Source organism: Kosakonia beeri, assembly GCF_054165705.1.
On sequence record NZ_CM135106.1, the window covers coordinates 2760524 to 2784652 of the forward strand.

19 protein-coding genes are annotated in these 24129 nt (G+C 53.4%); 13 read left to right on the top strand and 6 right to left on the bottom strand.

What is annotated here, in order from left to right:
• Window positions 1-102 precede the first annotated feature (102 nt).
• Both pntB and pntA read right to left on the bottom strand, forming a co-directional pair.
• Window positions 103-1491, bottom strand: coding sequence for a Re/Si-specific NAD(P)(+) transhydrogenase subunit beta (gene pntB / locus ACUY4S_RS13125; RefSeq protein WP_312686103.1), 1389 nt, complete (start codon window positions 1489-1491; stop codon window positions 103-105).
• 10 nt (window positions 1492-1501) lie between these two features.
• Window positions 1502-3031 carry a Re/Si-specific NAD(P)(+) transhydrogenase subunit alpha gene (pntA, locus tag ACUY4S_RS13130; RefSeq protein WP_312686101.1) on the bottom strand — a complete coding sequence of 510 codons (1530 nt, stop codon included), beginning with the start codon at window positions 3029-3031 and terminating at the stop codon, window positions 1502-1504.
• A 520-nt stretch (window positions 3032-3551) separates the two neighbouring features.
• Between pntA and ydgH the strand changes: the two genes are divergently transcribed.
• Together ydgH and ACUY4S_RS13140 are read left to right on the top strand one after the other, a co-directional pair.
• The gene (ydgH, locus tag ACUY4S_RS13135; RefSeq protein ID WP_312686099.1) at window positions 3552-4496 is read left to right on the top strand and encodes a DUF1471 family protein YdgH; all 945 of its coding nucleotides are present in this window, start codon (window positions 3552-3554) and stop codon (window positions 4494-4496) included.
• A 194-nt stretch (window positions 4497-4690) separates the two neighbouring features.
• Entirely contained in the window at window positions 4691-6073 is a 1383-nt protein-coding gene (locus ACUY4S_RS13140) for an amino acid permease (protein ID WP_312686097.1), read from the top strand.
• A 2-nt stretch (window positions 6074-6075) separates the two neighbouring features.
• Here ACUY4S_RS13140 and ACUY4S_RS13145 read toward each other — a convergent pair whose 3' ends face one another.
• Window positions 6076-6411 carry a GlpM family protein gene (locus tag ACUY4S_RS13145; RefSeq protein WP_312686095.1) on the bottom strand — a complete coding sequence of 112 codons (336 nt, stop codon included), beginning with the start codon at window positions 6409-6411 and terminating at the stop codon, window positions 6076-6078.
• A 128-nt stretch (window positions 6412-6539) separates the two neighbouring features.
• Between ACUY4S_RS13145 and rstA the strand changes: the two genes are divergently transcribed.
• The 3 genes from rstA to tus all read left to right on the top strand — a co-directional run bounded on the left by rstA (window position 6540) and on the right by tus (window position 9583).
• On the top strand, window positions 6540-7256 hold the full coding sequence (gene rstA / locus ACUY4S_RS13150; RefSeq protein WP_458022408.1) for a two-component system response regulator RstA: 717 nt from the start codon (window positions 6540-6542) through the stop codon (window positions 7254-7256).
• Between the two features lie 22 nt (window positions 7257-7278).
• Window positions 7279-8574 (top strand): two-component system sensor histidine kinase RstB, encoded by a 1296-nt coding sequence (gene rstB / locus ACUY4S_RS13155; RefSeq protein ID WP_458022409.1) that lies wholly within the window; start codon window positions 7279-7281, stop codon window positions 8572-8574.
• 79 nt (window positions 8575-8653) lie between these two features.
• The gene (tus, locus tag ACUY4S_RS13160; RefSeq protein WP_312686089.1) at window positions 8654-9583 is read left to right on the top strand and encodes a DNA replication terminus site-binding protein; all 930 of its coding nucleotides are present in this window, start codon (window positions 8654-8656) and stop codon (window positions 9581-9583) included.
• Here tus and fumC read toward each other — a convergent pair.
• Entirely contained in the window at window positions 9580-10980 is a 1401-nt protein-coding gene (gene fumC / locus ACUY4S_RS13165; protein WP_312686087.1) for a class II fumarate hydratase, read from the bottom strand. The two genes, tus and fumC, sit on opposite strands and share 4 nt — an antisense overlap.
• A gap of 133 nt (window positions 10981-11113) precedes the next feature.
• Window positions 11114-12760, bottom strand: a complete 1647-nt coding sequence (fumA, locus tag ACUY4S_RS13170; protein ID WP_312686085.1) for a class I fumarate hydratase FumA — start codon at window positions 12758-12760, stop codon at window positions 11114-11116.
• A 198-nt stretch (window positions 12761-12958) separates the two neighbouring features.
• Between fumA and manA the strand changes: the two genes are divergently transcribed.
• From manA to add, 8 genes are all read left to right on the top strand, one after another.
• Window positions 12959-14131 (top strand): mannose-6-phosphate isomerase, encoded by a 1173-nt coding sequence (gene manA / locus ACUY4S_RS13175; protein ID WP_312686083.1) that lies wholly within the window; start codon window positions 12959-12961, stop codon window positions 14129-14131.
• A 107-nt stretch (window positions 14132-14238) separates the two neighbouring features.
• Window positions 14239-15762 carry a YdgA family protein gene (locus ACUY4S_RS13180; RefSeq protein ID WP_458022410.1) on the top strand — a complete coding sequence of 508 codons (1524 nt, stop codon included), beginning with the start codon at window positions 14239-14241 and terminating at the stop codon, window positions 15760-15762.
• Between the two features lie 165 nt (window positions 15763-15927).
• Window positions 15928-17532 (top strand): maltose/glucose-specific PTS transporter subunit IIBC, encoded by a 1605-nt coding sequence (gene malX, locus ACUY4S_RS13185; protein WP_458022411.1) that lies wholly within the window; start codon window positions 15928-15930, stop codon window positions 17530-17532.
• Window positions 17525-18709 carry a MalY/PatB family protein gene (locus ACUY4S_RS13190; RefSeq protein WP_312686077.1) on the top strand — a complete coding sequence of 395 codons (1185 nt, stop codon included), beginning with the start codon at window positions 17525-17527 and terminating at the stop codon, window positions 18707-18709. Before malX ends, ACUY4S_RS13190 begins: the two co-directional genes overlap by 8 nt.
• Window positions 18710-18911: 202 nt before the next feature.
• Window positions 18912-19274: a GtrA family protein gene (locus ACUY4S_RS13195; protein WP_458022412.1), complete on the top strand. Its 363-nt coding sequence runs from the start codon at window positions 18912-18914 to the stop codon at window positions 19272-19274.
• Window positions 19271-20191 (top strand): glycosyltransferase family 2 protein, encoded by a 921-nt coding sequence (locus ACUY4S_RS13200; RefSeq protein WP_458022413.1) that lies wholly within the window; start codon window positions 19271-19273, stop codon window positions 20189-20191. The genes ACUY4S_RS13195 and ACUY4S_RS13200 overlap by 4 nt, the downstream gene beginning before the upstream one ends.
• A 44-nt stretch (window positions 20192-20235) precedes the next feature.
• Entirely contained in the window at window positions 20236-21723 is a 1488-nt protein-coding gene (locus tag ACUY4S_RS13205; RefSeq protein ID WP_458022414.1) for a hypothetical protein, read from the top strand.
• A 223-nt stretch (window positions 21724-21946) separates the two neighbouring features.
• Window positions 21947-22948, top strand: a complete 1002-nt coding sequence (gene add / locus ACUY4S_RS13210) for an adenosine deaminase (protein ID WP_458022415.1) — start codon at window positions 21947-21949, stop codon at window positions 22946-22948.
• A 37-nt stretch (window positions 22949-22985) separates the two neighbouring features.
• Here add and ACUY4S_RS13215 read toward each other — a convergent pair whose 3' ends face one another.
• Window positions 22986-24026: an oxidoreductase gene (locus tag ACUY4S_RS13215; protein ID WP_458022416.1), complete on the bottom strand. Its 1041-nt coding sequence runs from the start codon at window positions 24024-24026 to the stop codon at window positions 22986-22988.
• Window positions 24027-24129 lie beyond the last annotated feature (103 nt).

Below are 24129 nucleotides of genomic sequence, written 5' to 3' on the forward strand. Positions count from 1 at the left end.
CTCCGCTTTTAAAACATGGAGCAACAAGTATAGACACAACGGTTTGGTCAACGGCGGGCAAAAAAATACCGCTCCGGAGAGCGGTAGGGTCGGCTGTGGTAGTTACAGCGCTTTGAGGATGGCATCGACGCTGGCTTTGGCATCGCCAAACAGCATCTGCGTGTTCTCTTTGAAGAATAGCGGGTTCTGCACCCCGGCGTAACCGGTGTTCATAGAACGTTTGAAAACGATAACGTTCTGCGCTTTCCACACTTCCAGTACAGGCATACCGGCAATCGGGCTTTTCGGATCGTCCTGCGCGGCCGGGTTAACCGTATCGTTCGCACCAATGACCAGCACGGTGTCGGTGTCGGCAAAATCATCATTGATTTCGTCCATTTCCAGCACGATGTCATACGGCACTTTCGCTTCGGCCAGCAACACGTTCATATGCCCAGGCAGACGCCCGGCGACCGGGTGAATGCCGAAACGCACTTTCACGCCGCGCGCACGCAGTTTTTCAGTGATTTCCGCCACCGGATACTGCGCCTGCGCCACTGCCATGCCGTAACCTGGGGTGATGATCACCGAATGCGAATTTTTCAGCATTTCAGCGGTCTCTTCGGCGTTAATTTCACGGTGTTCGCCTACTTCGTCATCGCTGCCGGAAGAGGAACCATCGGTACCAAAACCACCGGCAATCACGCTGATAAAGGAGCGGTTCATCGCCTTACACATAATGTAAGAGAGAATTGCACCGGAAGAACCCACCAGCGCCCCGGTAACGATCAACAGATCGTTGCTGAGCATAAAGCCCGCCGCGGCGGCTGCCCAACCGGAATAGGAGTTCAGCATCGAGACGACAACAGGCATATCCGCCCCGCCGATCGACGCCACCAGGTGCCAGCCGAACACCAGCGCGATAATGGTCATCAGCAACAGCGCCAGCACCTGTACACCGACATGTTCGGTACGGACAAAAGCCAACAACAGCGCGAAAGAGACGACCAGCGCTGCCAGATTCAGCTTGTGACGATGGGGCAGCATCAGCGGTTTGGATGAAATTTTCCCGCGCAGTTTGCCAAACGCTACAATCGACCCGGTAAAGGTGACCGCACCAATAAAGATCCCGAGGAACACTTCCGTCAGGTGAATGTTCTCCAGAACCGGCGCGAGACCTGCCTCGTGATCCAGATAGCTGTTGAAACCTACCAGTACCGCCGCCAGGCCAACAAAGCTATGCAGTACCGCCACCAGCTCCGGCATTTCGGTCATTTCGACTTTTTTCGCCAGACGAATACCGATCGCACCGCCGATGATCATCGCCACCAGAATCCACGCAACGTTGCCGGTATCCGGGCCAAAAATGGTCGCCACCAGCGCAATCGCCATACCGGCGATACCAAAGTTATTACCCTGCTGGGAGGTTTCGTGCTTTGAAAGCCCCGCCAGGCTGAAAATAAACAGGATCGCGGCAACAATGTATGCAGCTGTAACTAATCCTCCAGACATCTGTTACCCCTTAGTTCTTCCGGAACATTTTCAGCATGCGCTGAGTGACGGTGAAACCACCAAAAATATTAATGCTGGCGATCAGCACCGCAATAAAGCTTAAGAAGCTGACCCAGCCGCCATGGCCTATCTGCAGCAGCGCGCCAACCACAATAATGCCGGAAATGGCGTTGGTGACTGACATCAACGGCGTATGCAGCGCATGGGAGACATTCCATACCACGTAATACCCGACAACACAGGCGAGTGCGAAAACAGTAAAGTGACCGAGGAACTCTTTTGGCGCGACATCCGCCAGCCAGCCAAACAGAATTATCGCCAGCGCCATCAGCGCATATTTGCGCCACGGCGAAACCGGTTTGGCTTCTTCTTTTGGCGCAGCCGCCGCTTTCGGCGCAGCCTGCGGTTGGGCAGAAACCTGAATCGGCGGTGCCGGCCAGGTGACTTCACCATCACGCACCACGGTCACGCCGCGCACAACTACGTCGTCAAAGTTGACCACTACGTTGCCATCTTTTTCAATGCAGAGCAGTTTCAGCAGGTTAACCAGGTTGGTGCCATATAGCTGTGAGGATTGGGTCGGCAGGCGTCCCGGCAGATCGGTATAGCCAATAATTTTGACGCCATTAGCCGTGGTGCTGATCTCATTCGGTACTGTGTATTCACAGTTACCGCCGTTTTGCGCAGCCAGATCGACAATCACGCTACCGGGTTTCATGGAATCGACCATTTCGCGAGTGATCAGCTTCGGTGCCGGTTTCCCCGGAATAAGCGCAGTCGTCACAATGATGTCGACATCTTTCGCCTGCGCGGCAAACAGTTCCATTTCCGCTTTGATAAAGGCTTCAGACATCACTTTCGCGTAACCATCGCCGCTGCCCGCCTCTTCCTCAAAATCCAGCTCGAGGAATTCCGCCCCCATACTTTGCACCTGCTCTTTAACCTCAGGACGAGTATCAAAAGCACGTACAATGGCGCCAAGGCTATTGGCGGCACCGATCGCGGCAAGACCTGCTACGCCCGCGCCGATCACCATTACTTTCGCCGGAGGTACTTTCCCGGCGGCAGTGATCTGCCCGGTAAAGAAACGACCAAACTCATGCGCAGCTTCAACAATGGCGCGATAGCCCGCAATGTTAGCCATTGAGCTGAGGGCATCCAGCGCCTGCGCGCGGGAGATACGCGGCACAGAGTCCATTGCCATCACGGTTACGTTACGCGCAGCCAGCTTCTCCATCAACGCCGGGTTCTGCGCAGGCCAGATAAAGCTAATCAGCGTTGTGCCGGGGTTAAGCAGTGCGATCTCATCTTCGTCGGGCGCGTTAACTTTTAGGATAACGTCTGAATGCCAGACATTGCTGCCGTCTACAATCGTCGCCCCGGACTGGGTGAACGCATCGTCATCGAAACTTGCCAGTTTGCCAGCGCCGCTTTCTACTGCGACAGTGAAACCCAATTTAAGCAATTGCTCGACCGTTTTCGGCGTCGCGGCAACGCGGGTTTCATTGGCCAACCGTTCTTTAGGTACACCAATACGCATAGTTTTCCCTTCCATCGGTTTTAGATGATGGTTTGTCAGTCCTCACCGGAACAACGTCGCACCTGTACACCAGTATTGCGGAATGTGTCCCGGAAAATAAAACAGTAACAAACTTTCTATAACCTACTGAAAATGACGCCTGTGATCCACAGCCGGAAAAAAGAATTTATGCTTTTATCCGCGAAAAGTAAGTTCAGGTAGGGGCTGGCAAGGTTATTTGCCTTTAATTCTTTATAACAGGCCGATATTCCGCTCAAGCGAAGCGACAAAACACGATTAATCTCCAGCAGGAATTGCTTTTTAACAATGTATTAACTTTAAAAAGTCATATGCTTTATCGCTTTTGCCGGTCAAGCGGCTTTTTTATCAACATATCACTTAAAGTTATCGTTATTACCCGCCCATAGCACACTCAGTGAAAAATGACGCAGACAGTTGCGCTGTTTAAATGCAATAATCGTCGGCGTTTTCTCAACAACAACACCAGTTTATGGTTTGCGCAAGGCGAAGGACTATTTTTATGAAGCTTAAGAACACCCTCCTGGCGTCAGCACTCCTCTCTGCGACAGCGCTGTCAGCCAACGCAGCGACAGAGTTAACCCCGGAGCAAGCGGCAGCGTTGAAACCCTACGATCGCGTCGTGGTTATTGGCCGTTTTAATGCCATTGGCGATGCCGTGGCTGCCATCTCCAAGCGCGCAGATCAAGAAGGCGCAGCATCGTTCTACGTTGTTGACTCTTCCGATGCCGGTAACAGCGGCAACCAGCGTGTCGTCGCCGATCTCTACAAAGCGAACGCCACCAAGGCGGATGCACCGCAATATCGCGTTATCAATGGCATCACCGAATTACCAAAAGACAAAGCCATTGAATTGCAACCTTACGATACCGTCACCGTGCAGGGTTTCTACCGTTCCCAGCCCGAAGTAAACGATGCCATCACCAAAGCGGCACAAGCGAAAGGCGCGGCCTCGTTCTATATCGTGCGCCAGTTCGACACCAACCAGGGCGGCAACCAGATGATCACCGCATTCATTTATAAAGCAGATGCGAAAAAACGTGTGATCCAGAGCGCCGATGCCATTCCGCGTGATTCCGACGCGGGCCGTGCTGCACTGGCGAAAGGCGGGGAAGAAGCAAAAAAAGTTGAAATCCCGGGCGTCGCCAGCGATGCCACACCAGGCCTGGGCGTAGGCCGTTTCTTCGAAACGCAATCGACCTCCGGCGGTCGTTATTCTGTCACGCTGCCTGACGGCACAAAAATTGAAGAGCTGAATAAAATCACCGCTGCACAGATGGTGCCGTTCGACAGCATCAAGTTCACTGGTAACTACAGCAGCATGACGGAAGTCTCCTACCAGGTTGCCAAACGCGCCGCTAAAAAAGGCGCCAAGTACTATCACATTACGCGTCAGTGGTCAGAGCGCGGCAACAATATGACCATCAGTGCCGATCTCTATAAATAATCTGCACGGATGAATCAGGCGGCTACGGCCGCCTTTTTTTGATCTTTTTTCTGCTTTTTAACAAAATTGTCGTCGCCCTCATTGCATGCCTTAGCGACTCTCCGTAAAATCCCGCGCCTTAGTGATATCCACCATATTTATGCGCCCCGGCAAAATAATTATTCTGGATTTGTTGCATTTTTGACAGGATAACAATGGAAAAGAAACTCGGCCTTAGCGCGTTAACGGCTCTCGTTTTGAGTTCAATGCTCGGCGCTGGCGTCTTCAGCCTGCCGCAAAACATGGCGGAAGTCGCCAGCCCTGCGGCATTGATCATTGGCTGGGCGATCACCGGCGCAGGGATTTTACTGCTGGCGTTCGCCATGCTGATCCTCACCCGTATTCGCCCGGATCTGGACGGCGGAATCTTCACCTATGCCCGCGCCGGTTTTGGCGAACTGGTCGGCTTCTGTTCCGCCTGGGGTTACTGGCTATGTGCCGTGATCGCCAACGTCTCCTACCTGGTGATTGTCTTTTCCGCACTGAGCTTTTTCACTGACACCCCGCAATTACGCCTGTTTGGTGATGGTAATACCTGGCAATCCATTGTCGGGGCCTCAGCGCTCCTGTGGATCGTTCACGCGCTGGTGCTGCGCGGGGTTCAAACGGCCGCGAGCATTAACCTTGCTGCAACGCTGGCAAAACTGGTGCCACTGGGTCTGTTTGTAGTACTGGCCGCGCTGGCGTTCAATATCGACAAATTCAATGTCGATTTTAGCGGTGTTTCGTTGGGCGTTCCGGTGTGGGAGCAAGTAAAAAACACGATGCTGATTACTCTGTGGGTGTTTATCGGTGTCGAAGGCGCGGTAGTCGTTTCTGCGCGCGCGCGCAACAAACGCGATGTGGGTCGCGCAACCATGCTGGCGGTACTGGCCGCGCTAACGGTTTACCTGCTGGTTACGCTATTGTCGATCGGCGTCGTCCCACGGGCGGAACTGGCGGGCATGCGTAACCCGTCGATGGCGGGCCTGCTGGTCAAATTGATGGGCAATTGGGGGGAAGTGATTATCGCAGCCGGTCTGATTGTATCCGTGTGCGGTGCGTACCTGAGCTGGACCATCATGGCAGCAGAAGTGCCTCTGCTGGCAGCAACCCATAAAGCGTTCCCACGCATTTTCGCCCGGCAGAATAAAAATAACGCGCCATCCGCTTCATTATGGCTGACCAACATCAGCGTGCAGGTTTCGCTGGTGTTAATCTGGCTGACGGGATCGGACTACAACACCCTGCTGACCATCGCTTCGGAGATGATCCTCGTCCCCTATTTCCTGGTCGGCGCTTATTTGTTGAAAATCGCCCAGCGCCCGTTGCATCAGGCCGTGGCCGTGGGTGCCTGCCTGTATGGTTTATGGCTGCTTTACGCTTCTGGCCCAATGCATTTGCTGCTGTCAGTGGTGCTATATGCCCCGGGGTTACTGGTATTTATGTATGCGCGTCGCACACATGAGATGCCAGAACTGCTCAAACGCCGGGAAAAGTTACTGATTATGCTGCTACTTATTGCCGCAGTTCCCGCGACGTGGATGTTAGTGAAATAAGATCAGTGCAGACGGCTCCAGCAGTAGATTAACAGCCAGGCGCTGAGGCTCCAGCAGAGCACCGCACAGCCCAGCGCCGGCCACACCCGCAAAAACCCCGTGAAGTACCACAGCGACAAAAGATAGATAAAATAGGGGATGATCGCCCACATGCCGAACACAATGGTAGTACGCAACGCCTCAATCCCTCTTTCGGTCGCCACAATGTAATGGGCTATCAAGGCAAAGGTGGGAAACAGCGGAATTAACCCGGCAATATAGTAATTTTTTGTCTTCGCCAGCAGCCCAATCAGTACCACCACCAGCGCACCGATCGCGGCTTTGATAAACAGTCCCATAATTTTACCTATAATACTTGAACAACAAAGACCTACAGCATAGCGGAACGCCTCTTGTTTAGAAAAGATTAATGGCAGCTTGCAGCAAGGCGGTGTATGTTGACGTTTTTGACCTATCCCGATGGCATATGAATAAAATCGTATTTGTAGAAGATGATCCGGAAGTAGGCGCCCTGATTGCAGCCTATCTGGGTAAACACGATATGGATGTCATTGTTGAACCCCGTGGCGACCGCGCGGAAGAGGTGATCGCCAGGGAGAATCCTGAACTGGTATTGCTGGACATTATGCTGCCAGGCAAAGATGGGATGACACTGTGCCGCGACTTGCGTAAACAGTGGAACGGCCCGATTGTCCTACTCACCTCGCTCGACAGCGATATGAATCATATCTTGTCGCTGGAGATGGGGGCCAATGACTATATTCTGAAGACCACCCCGCCAGCCGTATTGCTGGCGCGATTGCGCCTCCATTTACGTCAGCGCACCAGCACGCCGGCAGAACCCGCTGCTGCGCCGCTGAGACAGCACAATATTATTCGTTTTGGTACTCTTTCCATCGATCCGGTGAACCGCCAGGTGTTGCTGAGCGGCGAAGAAGTGGCGCTCTCGACGGCGGATTTCGATCTCCTGTGGGAACTTGCAACCCATGCCGGTCAAATTATGGATCGGGATGCACTGTTAAAGAATCTGCGCGGCGTCACCTACGATGGACTGGATCGCAGCGTCGATGTGGCGATTTCCCGCCTGCGTAAAAAACTGCTCGACAGCGCCACCGAGCCTTACCGAATCAAAACCGTGCGCAACAAAGGTTATCTGTTCGCCCCGCATGCGTGGGATAACTAAGGCCGCTTAACCAGGTAACATTATGAAAAAGCTGTTCGTCCAGTTTTACCTTCTGCTGTTCGTTTGCTTTATTGTGATGACCATGCTGGTGGGCCTGGTATATAAATTCACCGCTGAGCGGGCGGGCCGTCAGACGCTGGATGACCTGATGAAAAGCTCGCTGTATTTGATGCGCAGCGAGCTGCGCGAGATCCCGCCACACCAGTGGGCAAGCACGCTGAAAGAGCTGGACCTGAATCTGTCGTTTAATTTGCGCATTGAACCGATGAGCAAATTTACTCTCGACCCGCCGCATGCCCAGCGACTGCGCGAAGGCGACATTGTGGCGCTGGATGCCGAGTACACCTTTATCCAGCGGATCCCCCGCAGTCACTACGTTCTGGCCGTAGGTCCGGTGCCATATCTGTTTTTCCTGCATGAGATGCGGTTGCTGGATATGGCGCTGATGGCTTTTATTGCCATATCCCTCGCCTTTCCGGTATTTATCTGGATGCGACCACACTGGCAAGAGATGTTGCGGCTTGAGTCCGCCGCGCAGCGTTTTGGCGAAGGTCATCTTGAGGAGCGTATTCACTTTGATAGCGCCTCCAGCTTCGAACGGCTGGGCATCGCCTTTAACCAAATGGCCGATAATATCAATGCGTTAATCGCCAGCAAGAAGCAGCTTATCGATGGTATTGCGCACGAACTGCGAACCCCATTGGTGCGCTTGCGTTATCGTCTTGAAATGAGCGACAACCTCAGCGCGTCAGAACATGCGGCACTGAACCGTGATATCGGGCAACTGGAAGCCCTGATCGAAGAGTTACTGACCTATGCCCGTCTCGATCGTCCACAAACCGAACTGAAACTGACCAGCCCGGACCTGCCGGTCTGGCTACAAAGTTATATGGACGATGCCCGTAGTATGAATCCACAACATCAGTTGCAACTCACCTGCACGCCCGGTGACGATTATGGCGCGCTGGATATGCGGTTGATGGAGCGCGTCCTGGATAATCTGGTTAATAACGCCCTGCGTTATAGCCAGCAGACGATCAAAGTGACGCTGCAACGACAAGGGGCACAGGCCAGTCTCATGGTTGAAGACGATGGCCCAGGCATCGCACCGGAAGAGCGCGTGCGGGTGTTCGAGCCTTTTGTACGTCTCGATCCCAGCCGCGACCGCGCCACGGGCGGTTGTGGTCTGGGGCTGGCCATTGTTCACTCTATTGCCCAAGCCTTTGGCGGTGAAGTTATCTGTGCGCAGAGCGAAACGCTTGGCGGTGCGCAATTTACCTTCAACTGGCCCATCTACCACAACATTACCCTCCCCTGATAAGCACCTACAGCGCAGTGGCTCAACCCCTGCGCCTGTGCTATAACTTTATGAGTATGTTGTAACTAATGGAGTAAGCATGGCTGCTTTAGACCTGATTGAACGCCTGAACACCACGTTCCGGCAGATGGAACGGGAGTTAGCGGCGTTTAAAGCCCAACTGAGCGAATGTCGCTTAATGGCGGGTCGCGTGTTTACGCTGCCAGAAATCACCAAAGGCGCAGAGCACGCGCCGCTGTCGGTGATCCCGGTCAAACAGCATATTGGTAAAGAAGCTGCCGAGCTGGCGCTGCGCCATTACACCCATCTGTTCATTCAGCAACAATCAGAAAACCGCAGCAGTAAAGCGGCTGTGCGTTTACCGGGCGCAATTTGCTACCAGGCGGCACAATCCGCCATCACGGCACTGGAACAGCGCATCGATACCATTAATGCCCTCAAGCTCGCTTTTGAACGCATTGTTACTGTAGAGTCAGGCCTGCCACCCGCAGCACGTTTCGAGTGGGTACACCGCCATCTACCCGGTTTGATTACACTGAATGCTTACCGGGCGCTTACCGCCATTCGCTCCCCTGATACCCTGCGTTTTGGCTGGGCGAATAAGCACATTATTAAAAATCTCACCCGCGATGAGGTGCTGGCACAGCTGGAAAAGAGCATGAAATCGCCCCGCGCAGTCGCCGCCTGGACGCGCGAACAGTGGCTGGTGAAGATCGAGCAGGAATATAACGACATTGCCGCGTTGCCCCGACAGGCAAAACTGAAGATCAAACGGCCGGTAAAAGTCCAGCCTATTGCGCGGGTCTGGTACGCCGGGGAGCAAAAGCAGGTACAGTACGCCTGCCCGACCCCCCTGATTGTGTTGAATGCCGAAGAGAATGGGGCAGCGGTGCCGGATATTGGCGAACTGCTGGATTATAACGCCGACGCGGTGCAACACCGCTATAAACCGCAGGCACAACCGCTGACGCTGTTGATCCCGCGGTTGCACCTCTATTTAGCAGGTTAAGCAGGTTTCATACTGCCGACCATCGATTCCGGGCGAACCCAGCTGTCGAATTCGGCCTCCGTCAGATAGCCCAACGCCAGTGCCGACGCTTTTAGCGTCAGGCCGTCTTTGTGCGCTTTCTTGGCGATTTCCGCCGCTTTATCGTAGCCGATATGGGTATTCAACGCGGTAACCAACATCAGCGACTCATTAAGCAACTGCGCGATACGCTCCCGGTTTGGCTCAATGCCGACGGCACAATGCTCGTTAAAACTCTCCATACCGTCGGCCAGTAAACGCACCGATTGCAGGAAATTGTGGATCACCATCGGCCGGAATACGTTGAGTTCAAAGTTGCCAGACGCACCGCCAATGTTCACCGCCACATCATTGCCCAGCACCTGAGCACAGAGCATGGTCATCGCCTCACACTGTGTCGGGTTAACTTTACCCGGCATGATAGAACTGCCAGGTTCGTTTTCCGGAATGGCAATTTCGCCGATACCACAGCGCGGGCCGGAAGCCAGCCAGCGAACATCGTTGGCGATCTTCATCAGCGACGATGCCAGACCTTTCAGCGCACCGTGCATATGCACCAGTGCATCGCAGGTCGCCAGCGCTTCAAATTTATTCGGTGCGGTGATAAACGGCTGACCCGTGAAGTGCGCCAGCTCTTCAGCGACTCGCCGGGCATATTCCGGATGCGTATTTAGCCCGGTGCCCACAGCTGTCCCGCCCAGCGCCAGCTCGCCCAGGTGCGGCAGATTCAACTCAATGTGTTTCAGATTGTGCTCCAGCATCGCAACCCAGCCGGAGATCTCCTGGCCAAGGGTCAACGGCGTGGCATCCTGCAGGTGTGTGCGGCCGATTTTGACGATATCGGCAAAAGCGCTGGCTTTCTCACTGAGGGTATTCTTGAGCACCTGAAGTTGCGGGAGCAACTGCTCGCGCACCGCAATCACCGCAGCAACATGCATGGCGGTCGGAAACACATCATTTGAACTCTGGCTTTTGTTAACGTCATCGTTCGGATGGATTTTGCGCTCCATTCCGCGTACGCCGCCGAGGATCTCACTGGCGCGATTCGCCAGTACCTCGTTCATATTCATATTGCTCTGGGTGCCAGAGCCGGTCTGCCAGATAGCCAGCGGAAACTCGTCAGGGTGTTTTCCATCCAGCACTTCGTCCGCCGCGGCAATAATAGCGTTGGCTTTTTCGGCGGGCAGCAGCCCCAGATCCTGATTGACTTTCGCCGCCGCTCGCTTGGTTAGCGCCAGCGCGTGGATCAGCGAGACGGGCATTTTTTCCGTTGAAATACGGAAGTGCTCAAGCGACCGTTGGGTTTGCGCCCCCCACAGTTTATCTGCCGGGACGTCAATCGCGCCCATTGAATCTTTCTCACTGCGATGCGTTGTCATTACTTTCTCCTTGAGTACAAAGTGGTGTTGAGTGCCGACATTGCTCACTTGCAAACAAGTAAAAGTATTGATGCTTTTTATTATGTTGCTTAATGGTTCGTGCTTTAAAAAACCGCCCCGTAGGGCGGTAATGTTATTTCACGCAGCGGGCGCACTGCCCGGACTGGATCTGCTGGAAGAAGTCGTTACCTTTGTCATCCACCAGGATAAACGCCGGGAAATCTTCAACCTCGATTTTCCAGATGGCTTCCATACCCAGTTCCGGGTAGGCCACACACTCCAGACTTTTAATGCTGTTTTGCGCCAGGATCGCCGCCGGGCCGCCGATGCTGCCAAGATAGAAACCGCCATGTTTATGACAGGCGTCTGTTACCTGCTGGCTGCGGTTGCCTTTTGCCAGCATGATCATACTGCCGCCCTGCGACTGTAACTGATCCACGTAGGAGTCCATACGGCCTGCCGTCGTTGGCCCCAGTGAGCCAGAGGCATAGCCTTCAGGCGTTTTAGCCGGTCCGGCATAGTAAATTGGGTGATCTTTAACGTACTGCGGCAGCGGTTCGCCCTTATCCATCAGCTCTTTCAGCCTGGCGTGGGCAATGTCACGCGCCACGATAATGGTTCCGGTCAGCGACAAACGCGTGGAGACGGGATATTGCGTCAGTTGCGCAAGGATATCCGCCATCGGCCGGTTAAGATCCACCTTCACCGCCTCACCCTCGCCTGCCTGGCGCAGTGCCTGCGGAATGTATTTCCCCGGGTTCTGCTCCAGTTTTTCCAGCCAGATCCCCTCGCGGTTGATTTTCGCCTTAATATTGCGATCCGCTGAACAGGACACGCCCATGCCCACCGGGCAAGAAGCTCCGTGGCGCGGCAGGCGGATCACGCGAATATCATGCGCAAAGTATTTACCGCCAAACTGCGCGCCCAGGCCAAGGTTTTGCGCTTCCACCAGCAGTTCCTGCTCCAGTTGCACATCGCGGAAGGCCTGACCATGTTCATTACCTTCCGTTGGCAGCGCATCGTAATATTTGGTAGACGCCAGTTTCACCGTTTTCAGCGTCGCTTCCGCCGAGGTTCCGCCGATGACAAACGCAATATGGTACGGCGGGCAGGCTGCGGTACCGAGCGTGCGCATCTTCTCGACAAGATAGTTTTTCAGCTTCGCCGGGGTGATCAGCGCCTTGGTTTCCTGGTACAGGTAAGTTTTGTTGGCGGAACCGCCGCCTTTAGCGATGCACAGGAATTTATATTCTTCGCCATCGACACTGTAGAGGTCGATCTGCGCTGGCAGGTTGGTGCCAGTATTGACCTCTTTATACATGTCCAGCGCGGCGTTTTGCGAATAGCGCAGGTTGTCTTCGATATAGGTGTTATAGACGCCACGCGCCAGCGCTGCTTCATCGCCGCCACCCGTCCACACACGTTGCCCTTTCTTGCCCATAATGATGGCTGTGCCGGTATCCTGGCAGGTGGGCAAAATACCTTTTGCCGCGATTTCAGAGTTACGCAGGAATTGCAGCGCAACGTATTTGTCGTTTTCGCTGGCTTGTGGGTCATTCAGAATGTCTGCCACCTGCTGCTGGTGCGCCGGGCGCAGTAAAAAAGAGGCGTCATGAAAAGCATGCTGGGCCAGTAAGGTCAGCGCCTGCGGATCAACTTTTAGGATCTCCTGTCCGTCGAATTCCGCCACAGAAACATGGTCACGGCTGAGCAGATAATACTCGGTATCATCCTTTCCTAGCGGGAAAGGATCCTGATAATAAAAGGGTTTGTTCGACATTGTTCTCTCACTTACGGCACGATCTGGTTATTGTTCCGGCAGCGCTTCCTTCTGCCCTGTATCAAAGCGAGTCGACTTATCCTACACAATTTTTTAACAAAAACTGAGACTAATACGACTTTTTATCCCCGCTGGTTACATCGCCCCGCTTTATTGCTTTAATGGCGCGATAGTGTGTTCAATTGAAAGGGCTTGATAATGCAAAAACTCATCAACTCAGTGCAGAACTACGCCTGGGGAAGTAAAACTGCGTTAACGGATCTCTATGGGATCGCCAATCCGAATAACCTGCCGATGGCTGAGTTATGGATGGGCGCCCACCCGAAGAGCAGCTCAAAGGTGCAGGATACCAATGGCGAAACCCGCGCACTGCGCGAGGTGATCGACCAGGATAAGCAGAGCTTGCTGGGCGCGGCTGTGGCAGAACGCTTTGGTGAGCTGCCGTTCCTGTTCAAAGTTCTGTGTGCCGATCAGCCGCTGTCGATCCAGGTGCATCCTAATAAAAAAAACTCAGAGATTGGCTTCGCCAAAGAGAATGACGCGGACATCCCTCTGAACGCCGCAGAACGCAATTACAAGGATCCGAACCACAAACCGGAACTGGTATTCGCCCTGACTCCCTTCCTGGCGATGAATGCGTTTCGTGAATATGCCGACATTGTTTCGCTGTTGCAGCCGGTTGCCGGCGCGCACCCGGCCATTGCCCATTTTTTACAGGCTCCTGGCGCAGAGCGCCTGAGTGAACTGTTCGCCGCGCTACTGAATATGCAGGGCGACGAAAAGTCCCGCGCGCTGGCGGTACTGAAATCGGTGCTTGAGCAGCAACAAGGCGAGCCCTGGCAAACCATCCGTACGATTGCGGCCTTTTACCCGGATGACAGTGGCCTCTTCTCCCCGCTGTTGCTTAACGTAGTGAAACTGAATCCAGGCGAGGCAATGTTCCTGTTTGCCGAAACACCGCACGCTTACCTGCAAGGCGTGGCGCTGGAAGTGATGGCCAACTCTGATAACGTGCTGCGTGCGGGCCTGACGCCAAAATACATTGATATTCCAGAGCTGGTCGCCAACGTCAAATTTACCCCTAAACCGGCTGACACACTGCTGACCCAGCCGACACGTAACGGTGCAGAGCTGGATTTCCCTATCCCGGTGGATGATTTCGCGTTCGCCCTGCATGACCTTTCGGCGAGTGAAACTGCGCTGGCGCAACAGAGCGCAGCGATTGTCTTTTGCGTTGAGGGGGAAGCCGTGCTCAGTAAAGATAGCCAGCGTCTGGTGCTCAAACCTGGCGAATCGGCATTTATTGCCGCCAGCGAGTCACCGGTGGCCGCCAGCGGCACGGGCAGACTGGCGCGAGTGTTTAATAAGTGAGACTAAGTTACTGTATTTTTTAGCAAGGATTGCTAAGCTTGAGGTAACTTATTTCAACAGTCCAGGCGGCGTATACCGCCTGGTTTCATTTTTTATGGATAAACGCTATGAAAAAAACGCTGGTTGCCGCAGGAGTGATTGTTGCGCTGGGGGTCGTCTGGACCGCAGGCGCCTGGTATACAGGGAAACAACTGGAGGGGCGTCTTGCTGAGAGGGTCAGCGAGGCCAACGCGCAAATTAAGCACAACGCGCCGGAAGCCAACATCGAACTTTCCGCGCAGGATTATCATCGCGGCCTCTTTTCCAGCCAGTTTACCTTGCTGATCAAACCGGTTGCAGGTAGCGAGAACACCTGGTTAAAACCTGGTCAGTCCATTGTGTTGCAGGAAGTTGTCGATCACGGCCCCTTTCCGCTGACCCAGGTTAAGTCGTTTAACCTGACCCCGTCAATGGCCTCGGTGCATACGCAACTGGTCAATAACGACGTGACCAAACCGCTGTTCGATATCGCCAAAGGCGAATCTCCATTCATCGCAGATACGCGTATCAGCTATAACGGCGACACCCGTAGCGATATCAGCCTGCGCCCGCTGAATTCAGAAAAAGATGGCGAAAAAGTCTCCTTCAGCGGCGGCGAGTTCCGCCTGAATGTGGACAAAGACGGCAATGCTATTGGGCTGAGCGGTTCAGCTGAAAGCGGCCTTGTCGATGCCGTGAACGAATATGGCCAGAAAGTCCAGCTGTCGTTTAATAACCTGAAAACCGACGGTACCAGCGAAGTCGCCAGTTTCGAAGAGCGTGTTGGCAGCCAGAAACTGAGCGTGGATAAGCTCACTATCGCGATTGAGAATAAAGAGATGGCGGTGCTGGATGGAATGCATTTCACCGCCAAATCCGAGGTGGCGGCAGACAAAAAAACCATTAACAGCCAGCTGGATTACGACCTTAACAGCCTGAAAGTACAGGGGCAGGATCTGGGTAGCGGCAAACTGACACTGAAAGTCGGGCAAATTGATGGCCAGGCGTGGCACCAGTTCAGCCAGCAATATAATGCGCAGACCCGCGCGCTAATGGCGCAGCCGGAGGTGATGCAAAACCCGGAACTTTATCAGCAAAAAGCCACTGAAGCGTTTCTGAATGCCGTGCCGGTGCTGCTGAAAGGCGAGCCGGTGATCACTGTAGCCCCGTTGAGCTGGAAAAATGCCAAAGGGGAGACAACGTTCAACCTTTCGCTGTTCCTGAAAGATCCATCCACTGCGACCGGGACGCCGCAAACTCTGGCAGAGCAAATCGACCGGAATGTGAAGTCACTCGATAGCAAGCTGACCATTCCGGTAGATATGGCCACAGAATTTATGACGCAGGTGGCGAAACTGCAAGGTTATCAGCAAGAAGATGCCACAAAACTGGCCAACCAGCAGGTGAAAGGCCTGGCGGCAATGGGCCAGATGTTCCGTATCACTACGCTGGAAAATAACAACATTCTCACCAGCCTGCAGTATGCCAACGGTCAGGTCACACTGAACGGCGAGAAAATGCCGCTGGAGCAGTTTGTGGGTATGTTTGGTTTGCCGTCTCTGCAACAGCCGGATAGCAACACCCCACCCGTACCTGCCGTGCCGCAGCAATAATCATCCAGCCCCTCTTTGGAGGGGCTTTTTTTGTTTTGCACTCTTGTTGAAATCTTAAAAAGCGACGTGCGCTTAATTACGTGCGTTGCCTCGCAACAAAACCCGATAAAATCCTTACTCTCTGCGGTCCTGACTCTTATTACACATTTAAATTGAGGACGCGTTATGACAGGGAAAACTGCACAAAAGATCACCCTCTGGGCGTTTTTTCAGCAGCTTGGAAAAACATTTATGCTGCCGGTGGCGCTGCTCTCGTTCTGCGGGATCATGCTCGGCATCGGCAGTTCATTAAGCAGTCGCGACGTGATCACCCTGCTGCCGTTACTAGGCCACCCCATATTGCAGGCAGTCTTCATCTGGATGAGCAAAATCGGTTCCTTCGCCTTCAGCTTTTTACCGGTGATGTTTTGCATTGCCATTCCGCTGGGGCTGGCACGGGAAGAGAAAGGTGTCGCCGCGTTTTCAGGGTTCGTTGGCTATGCCGTGATGAATCTGGCGGTCAACTTCTGGCTGACCGCACAAGGCGTTTTGCCCACCAGCGATGCAGCGATCCTGAAAGCGTACAATGTGCAGACTGTGCTGGGTATCCCGTCGATTGATACCGGTATTCTTGGCGCGGTCATTGCCGGCGTGATTATCTGGCGTCTTCATGAACGTTTTCACGCTTTACGTCTGCCGGACGCGCTGGCCTTTTTCGGCGGCACCCGCTCTGTGCCGATCGTTACCAGCGTGGTGATGGGGCTGATTGGTCTGCTGATCCCGCTGGTATGGCCATGGTTTGCGCTGGGTATTAGCGGCCTTGGGCACCTTATCGATCGCGCCGGTGAGCTCGGCCCGATGATCTTTGGCACCGGCGAACGCCTGCTGCTCCCCTTCGGCCTGCAGCATATTCTGGTGGCGCTAATCCGCTTTACCGAAGCAGGCGGCACAATGGACGTGTGCGGACACACCGTTAACGGCGCGCTGACCATTTTCCAGGCTCAGTTAAGCTGCCCCGAAACAGAAGGCTTCTCGGAAACTGCGACACGATTTCTGTCGCAAGGCAAAATGCCAGCCTTCCTGGGAGGTCTACCCGGTGCGGCGCTGGCGATGTATCACTGTGCCAGGCCGGAAAACCGCCATAAGATTAAAGGGTTAATGATTTCAGGTGTTATCGCATGCGTGGTCGGCGGCACCACAGAACCTATTGAGTTTTTGTTTCTTTTTGTGGCTCCGGCGCTCTATTTAATCCATGCACTGCTCACCGGTTTGGGTTTCACCGTGATGGCAATGCTCGGCGTGACGATTGGCAATACCGACGGCAATGTGATCGACTTTATTGTTTTTGGCGTATTGCATGGATTGTCGACCAAATGGTACCTGGTACCGGTCGTCGCGGCACTGTGGTTTGCCGTTTACTACGCCCTGTTCCGTTTCGCCATTACCCGCTTTAATCTGCAGACTCCCGGGCGCGAGAGCGCCGCGGCCGACCCCGCGATAGCGGGAAATGTTGGCGCATCGGGGTATAATGCCCCGGCATTGCTGGCGGCACTCGGCGGTGCAGGGAATATCACCTCGCTGGATAACTGCATCACCCGTTTACGGCTGTCGGTTAATAAGATGGAACAGGTTAGCGCCGACGCCCTGAAGGCTAACGGCGCGATTGGCGTGATTAAGGTTAATCAGCACAACTTACAGGTGGTGATTGGCCCCCAGGTGCAGTCGGTGAAAGATGAAATGGCCTCGCTGATACGCGCATCAACGGCCGGAGGGGAATCCGGGCATGAGTGAAAAAAAATTCGATTTTTCGACAGTCATCGATCGCCATGGCACCTGGTGTACACAGTGGGACTTCGTCGCTGACCGTTTTGGTCGCGCCGATCTCCTGCCGTTTACCATCTCCGATATGGATTTTGCCACAGCGCCCTGCGTTATCACCGCTATGCAGCAACGCCTGGCGCATGGTGTATTAGGTTACAGTCGCTGGAAAAACGACGACTTTCTCGGCGCGATTGAACACTGGCTGGCAAGCCGTTTTCATACCGCCATTGACACCCAGGCCCTTGTTTATGGCCCTTCTGTCATCTGGATGATTGCCGAACTTATTCGCCAGTGGTCACATCCCGGCGATGCGGTAGTGGTGCACACCCCCGCTTACGATGCGTTTTATAAGACCCTTGCCAGCAACCAGCGTGAGTTACTGGCGGTGCCGTTAACGCCAGACGAGACGGGCTGGCAGTGCGATATGGCCCGTCTTGAAGCAGCGCTTGCGCGCCCACAGAGTAAAATCCTGTTGCTGTGTAGTCCGCACAATCCCACCGGTAAAGTCTGGACGGAGCAGGAGTTACACACGATGGCTACGCTGTGCGAGCGCCATAACGTGAAGGTGATCAGCGACGAAATCCATATGGATATGGTCTGGAGCACGCAGCCACACATCCCGTGGGCCAGGGTTGCACGCGGCCCGTGGGCGCTATTCTCTTCGGCATCAAAAAGTTTCAACATTCCAGGGCTGACCGGTGCATGGGGCCTGATTGACGACACGCCCTCCCGCGAGCGCTGGTTGAATGCGCTGAAAGACAGCAATGGCCTCTCTTCACCTGCGGTGCTCTCGATCGTCGCCCATATTGCAGCTTACCGTGAGGGGGCGGACTGGCTGGATGCGTTACGTGGTTATTTGCGGGCTAACCTCGCGTATGTCGCCAGTACCTTGAATGGCGCATTTCCGGCGTTGCGCTGGCAAATCCCGGCGTCGACCTATCTGGCATGGATCGATCTGCGTCCATTGATGATCGACGACACGGCACTCCACGTTGCGCTCATTGAGCAACAGAAGATCGCCATGATGCGCGGCGACACGTATGGCCCGGAAGGCCGGGGGTTTTTGCGGTTAAATGTCGGATGCCCGCGGCTAAAACTGGAACGTGGCGTACATGGATTGATTGCTGCCCTGCAGTCGCTGACCTGAAACCCGGCGTCAGCCATCTGCCTGCTCATGCGTGCATTATTATGAAAGGTGATCGGTAACAGAGGGGGTGTTATGATATGAAAGCAACTAAGATAACTTGCAACGTAATGATAAATTGCACATTTTATGATGGATTTTCATACGCTTCTCATTTCTGTTAAGCACCTGTTTCCTGCGGGCGAACTCATTAAAGCAGTGACCAATGTTAAAATTATTCACTAAATACACATCTGTTGGGGTATTAAACACGCTTCTCCATTGGGCGGTGTTTGCACTGTGCCTCTACGCATTCAATACCAATCAGGCTGTGGCTAATCTGTGTGGCTTTATCGTCGCGGTGAGTTTTAGTTTTTATGCCAATGCCCGGTTTACATTCAAGTCGTCTACAACCTTGCACAGATACGTTTTGTATGTCGGATTTATGGGAGCGTTAAGCTTACTCGTCGGCTACCTTGCCGATCGTCTGCGCCTTCCGCCAGCCGTTACACTGGTCTCTTTCTCAGCCATTAGTCTGATTTGTGGGTTTGTGTATTCAAAAGTGGTTGTATTCAGGGAGGACCAATGAAAATTTCGCTGGTCGTGCCGGTCTACAATGAAGAAGAAGCGATTCCACTGTTCTACCAACAGGTGCGTGAATATGTACCGCTGAGGCAGCACGACATCGAAATCGTCTTTATCAACGACGGAAGCAAAGACGCCACCGAATCAATAATTAATGCACTTGCTGTTGCAGATCCGCTGGTCGTATCGCAATCATTCACGCGCAATTTTGGCAAAGAACCGGCGCTCTTTGCCGGGCTGGAACATGCCACCGGTGATGCCATCATCCCTATTGATGTTGATTTGCAGGATCCTATTGAAGTCATCCCCCGTCTGATTGAGAAATGGCAGACGGGGGCCGATATGGTGCTGGCAAAACGCATCGATCGTTCGACTGACGGGCGGCTGAAACGCAAAACCGCCGAATGGTTTTATATGCTTCACAACCGGATTAGCCGCCCACGTATTGAAGATAATGTGGGAGATTTTCGCCTAATGTCGCGAGACGTTGTTGAAAATATTAAGCAGATGCCGGAACGCAATCTGTTTATGAAAGGTATTCTCTCCTGGGGGGGCGGCGACACGGAGGTGGTGGAGTACATTCGCGCGGAACGCATCGCCGGTCATACCAAGTTCAACGGCTGGAAACTCTGGAACCTTGCACTGGAGGGAATTACCAGCTTCTCGACACTCCCGCTACGTATGTGGACTTACATTGGTCTGTTTGTTGCGGGGTGTGCGTTTCTGTACGGTGCATGGATGATTATCAATACCCTGGCTTTCGGTAACCCGGTTCGGGGGTACCCCTCACTGCTGGTTTCTATTCTGTTTCTTGGCGGAGTGCAGTTAATTGGCATTGGTGTGTTAGGGGAATATATTGGGCGCATTTATACCGAAGTGAAAAAACGACCCCGATATATCTTAAAGAGCAAAAAAAAATAAAATCGCGGCAACGACCCGCCGGGCAGAACACAAACAGGAACAACATGAACAGAGCTCCACAAGCACGCGAAAAGATGATAACCCGACTGTTTTTTTTATTTCTCTTCATATGCGTTGCGCTCTTTTTTACCACTGTTCACCCGGTGACCATTATTTCGGGCGATGAATGGTATAATTTGTCCTTAAGCAGGCAAGCCTATCCGCAATGGCGCAGTTTTAATCCAATCAAAGTCGTTCCGGAGGTCGCCTTTCCCTTATTTTGTAATATGGCCTCTGCGGTGCTGATGCCGTTGGGTTTCTCGTTTCTTGAATCTATTACCTTTTTTACCGCCGTGCTGATTGCCGCGCTGGTAGTAATGTTTCTGTATCATCTGTATGCGCTTTTTCGGGAGAAAATGGACTTCAGCCACTTCATAAGTCTGTCGCTGACGTTTTTCTATTTCCTTTGTCTGTTTGGGCTGTTCAGAAAACTCAGCGATAATAACAGCCCCTATTTGTTGTGGGAGCAAAATTTAACATGTTACTATCATTATATAATGCCGGCACTACTCAATGGTGCGTTAACGTTATATTTACTACGTAAAGGCAGTGCGCTGGCTAATTTCAGAAATGAAAATCCGGCCAATGTCAGCCTGGTAATATTTGCTGCCTACCTGTGTATTTTTTCGAATATTTTCGCCAATATTTTTCTTGCTATTCTCTGTGGGGTAGTGCTGCTTTTTAGCTGCATTAAAAACAGAGGTAATCTTATTCTTTCCGTGCGTAATTATCCTCTTCATGCGCTGATCCTGGTGGCATGGCTGGCGTCGGCGATTTATGAAATGAACGGCGGCAGAGCCGAAATGATGGCCACATCCGGGCTGGATATTCATGGGGCGGCCACCTCATTGTTCTCGCTGTTTAAACTGGTTGAAGCCACGTTTTCCGCCGTTGTGCTGACCGGTTTAGTGACAGGCATCGTGTTATTTACCAAATGGGCGAAACATCCTTCAGCGCAAGAGTGCCGCTATGTTTATGTTGTCGCCTTGCTATGTGGCGCCATAACGCTTGTTGCCCTGCTGCTAATTTGTGCGAAGGCAGGTGCTTTTTACGCGCTTCGCCCCGCCGCCGTATGGGGACTTTTTATGTACCTGATCGTAGCGGCAAGTATTGCTTTTGGTTATTTAGTCAACGTGTATAAAGGGTTGCAATATATTGTTCCTGTCATCTTGTTATGCCTGCTCAATAAGACCACCGATCAGGACAAATCATTACGTGAATCCCACAATGGCAATCTGCCTTACGCGACAGCTAAAGACGTCAGCCAGTTTATGATTGATCAGGTTATCAGTGCAGATAAGGCCGGACGTAAGTCGATGACGCTGATTGTTCCTAAAGGTGATGATATTGATAACTGGCCTTTTCCGCTCACCCGGGGCAAAGAGATCGCGGAAACATTGAAATCTAACGGAGTGATTAAGAACGATATCGATATTACGGTACAGGCGGATCGAGCCGTCAACGAAAAATTCCATTTACCACCTGGGTTTTAATACTTCATGGCCACCGTTACGGTGGCTTTTTTTTGCGCCAGCGAGACGGGTAATTTACCCGCATTGTTTTGCTGGTCGTGAAAATTAACCGTGCTCTTTCCCTCCCCGAAAACGGTTGCGTTGATAATGCATACTGAAAAACAGACGTGAGGCAGCAATATATGTAATCACCCTGGCTGCTGATGTATAATAACGTGCACATTTCAAAAATAAGAGTGCGACCATGATTGATCCTAACCTGCCACTAACTGATATTCATCGTCATCTCGACGGCAACATCCGTGCCCAAACAATTCTGGATCTTGGCCGCCAGTTCAACTTATCTCTGCCAGCTGAGACTCTCGACACCCTGCGGCCGCATGTCCAGGTCACCTCTAACGAACCGGATTTGGTGAGTTTCCTTGCCAAACTTGACTGGGGTGTGAAAGTTCTGGGCTCGCTGGAGGCCTGCCGCCGCGTCGCGTATGAGAATATGCAGGATGCAGCGCAAAACGGTTTGCATTATGTCGAGCTGCGTTTTTCTCCGGGTTATATGGCAATGACCCATAACCTGCCGGTGGCAGGTGTAGTAGAGGCGGTGATTGCTGGCGTGCGCGAAGGCAGCCGCGATTTTGGAGTTGAGGTACGCCTGATTGGCATCATGAGTCGTACTTTTGGCGAAGCTGCCTGCTTGCAGGAGCTGGAAGCCCTGCTGGCTCATCGCGACGGCATCACTGCGCTGGATCTGGCGGGTGATGAGCTGGGTTTCCCCGGAAGTCTCTTCCTGTCGCACTTTAATCGCGCCCGCGATGCCGGCTGGCATATCACTGTCCATGCAGGTGAAGCGGCCGGGCCGGAGAGCATCTGGCAGGCGATCCGCGAGCTGGGTGCCGTGCGCATCGGGCATGGGGTGAAAGCCGTTGAAGATGCCGCGCTGATGGACTTCCTCGCCAGCCAGCGAATTGGCATTGAATCCTGTCTGACATCGAACATCCAAACCAGCACCGTCCCGTCACTGGCGCGTCATCCGCTGAAAACGTTCCTTGAGCATGGCATTCTGGCCAGCATCAATACAGACGATCCCGCCGTTCAGGGCGTGGAGATTGGTCATGAATATCAGGTCGCTGCTCCGGCAGCGGGATTAAGCCGCGAGCAGATCCGCCAGGCGCAGGTTAACGGTCTGGAGATGGCCTTCCTGAGCGCTGCAGAAAAACAGGCGCTGCGGGATAAGGTCGCAAACGCCTGAGAAAAACCGCTCACGTTGCGGCGTGAGCGGTCTGTTTTCAGGTCAGATTCAGCGTAGCGCGGTGTTTAGCCGATTCAATACCCAGCTCGATCAATTCCATAATCTGAATAGCCTGACTGGCCGGAACCGGATTATCACCGACGCCGTTCAGCGCATCGCGGATGGCGGCATAATAAGCCGGATAATTGCCCGGCAGCGTCAGCCAGTTCTCTTCTTTACGTTCTTCGCCATCAATTCGGGTTAATACCCCGTCACGCATATCATAGCCCCAGTCGGCCTGCGGCAGGCGCGCACCATTTTTCAGGCACTCCTCCTGTGGATCCAGACCATATTTCACATAGCTTCCACGCGTGCCATGCACGATATAGCGCGCAGATTCTGCCGCCGCCAGCATGGTACCGTGCAAGACCACGCGACGCTGTGGATAAGCCAGCACAGCATGGAAATAGTCCGTCGCCTGGGCACCCGGGCGCAACTGTGCCAGATCGACCGTCATTGAAACCGGTAAACCAAACAGATTTACTGCCTGATCGAGCAAATGCGGCGCCAAATCATACCAGATGCCGCTACCCGGCCCGCCCTGTTCGCGCCAGCGGTTACGCACCTGCGGGCGAAAACGGTCGAAATGCGATTCAAAGTAGGCCACTTCTCCTAACGCACCGTCGGCCAGTAAAGCTTTAACTGTCAAAAAGTCGCTGTCCCAGCGGCGATTGTGAAACACCGATAATACGCGGCCAAGGCTGCGCGCCAGCGCATCCAGTTCACGCGCCTGTGACAGTGTCACGGTAAAGGGTTTGTCTACCACCACGTGCTTTCCGGCTTCCAGCGCGGCTTTTGCCAGCGGGAAGTGTGTGTCGTTGGGGGTGGGAATGACAATTAAATCGATTTGCGGATCGTTGAACAGGTGTTTTGGTTCTGAAACGACCGGCACCGCCGGCCAGTCTGCTTTCACTTTGGCTTCATCACTGCTGGAAACCGCCGCCAGCTCCATTCCAGCGGTTCCGGCAATCAACGGCGCGTGAAATGTTTTACTGGCATAGCCATAACCAATTAATCCGACACGGATATTATCACTCATAGTGCGCCTCTCCTCTTTTGTCAGGCTATTTCACACTATCTGGCAGGCCAGGACAACCCGTTCGCACGTGGCCAGGTTAAGTGTATAAAGAGATGCCGTTTCG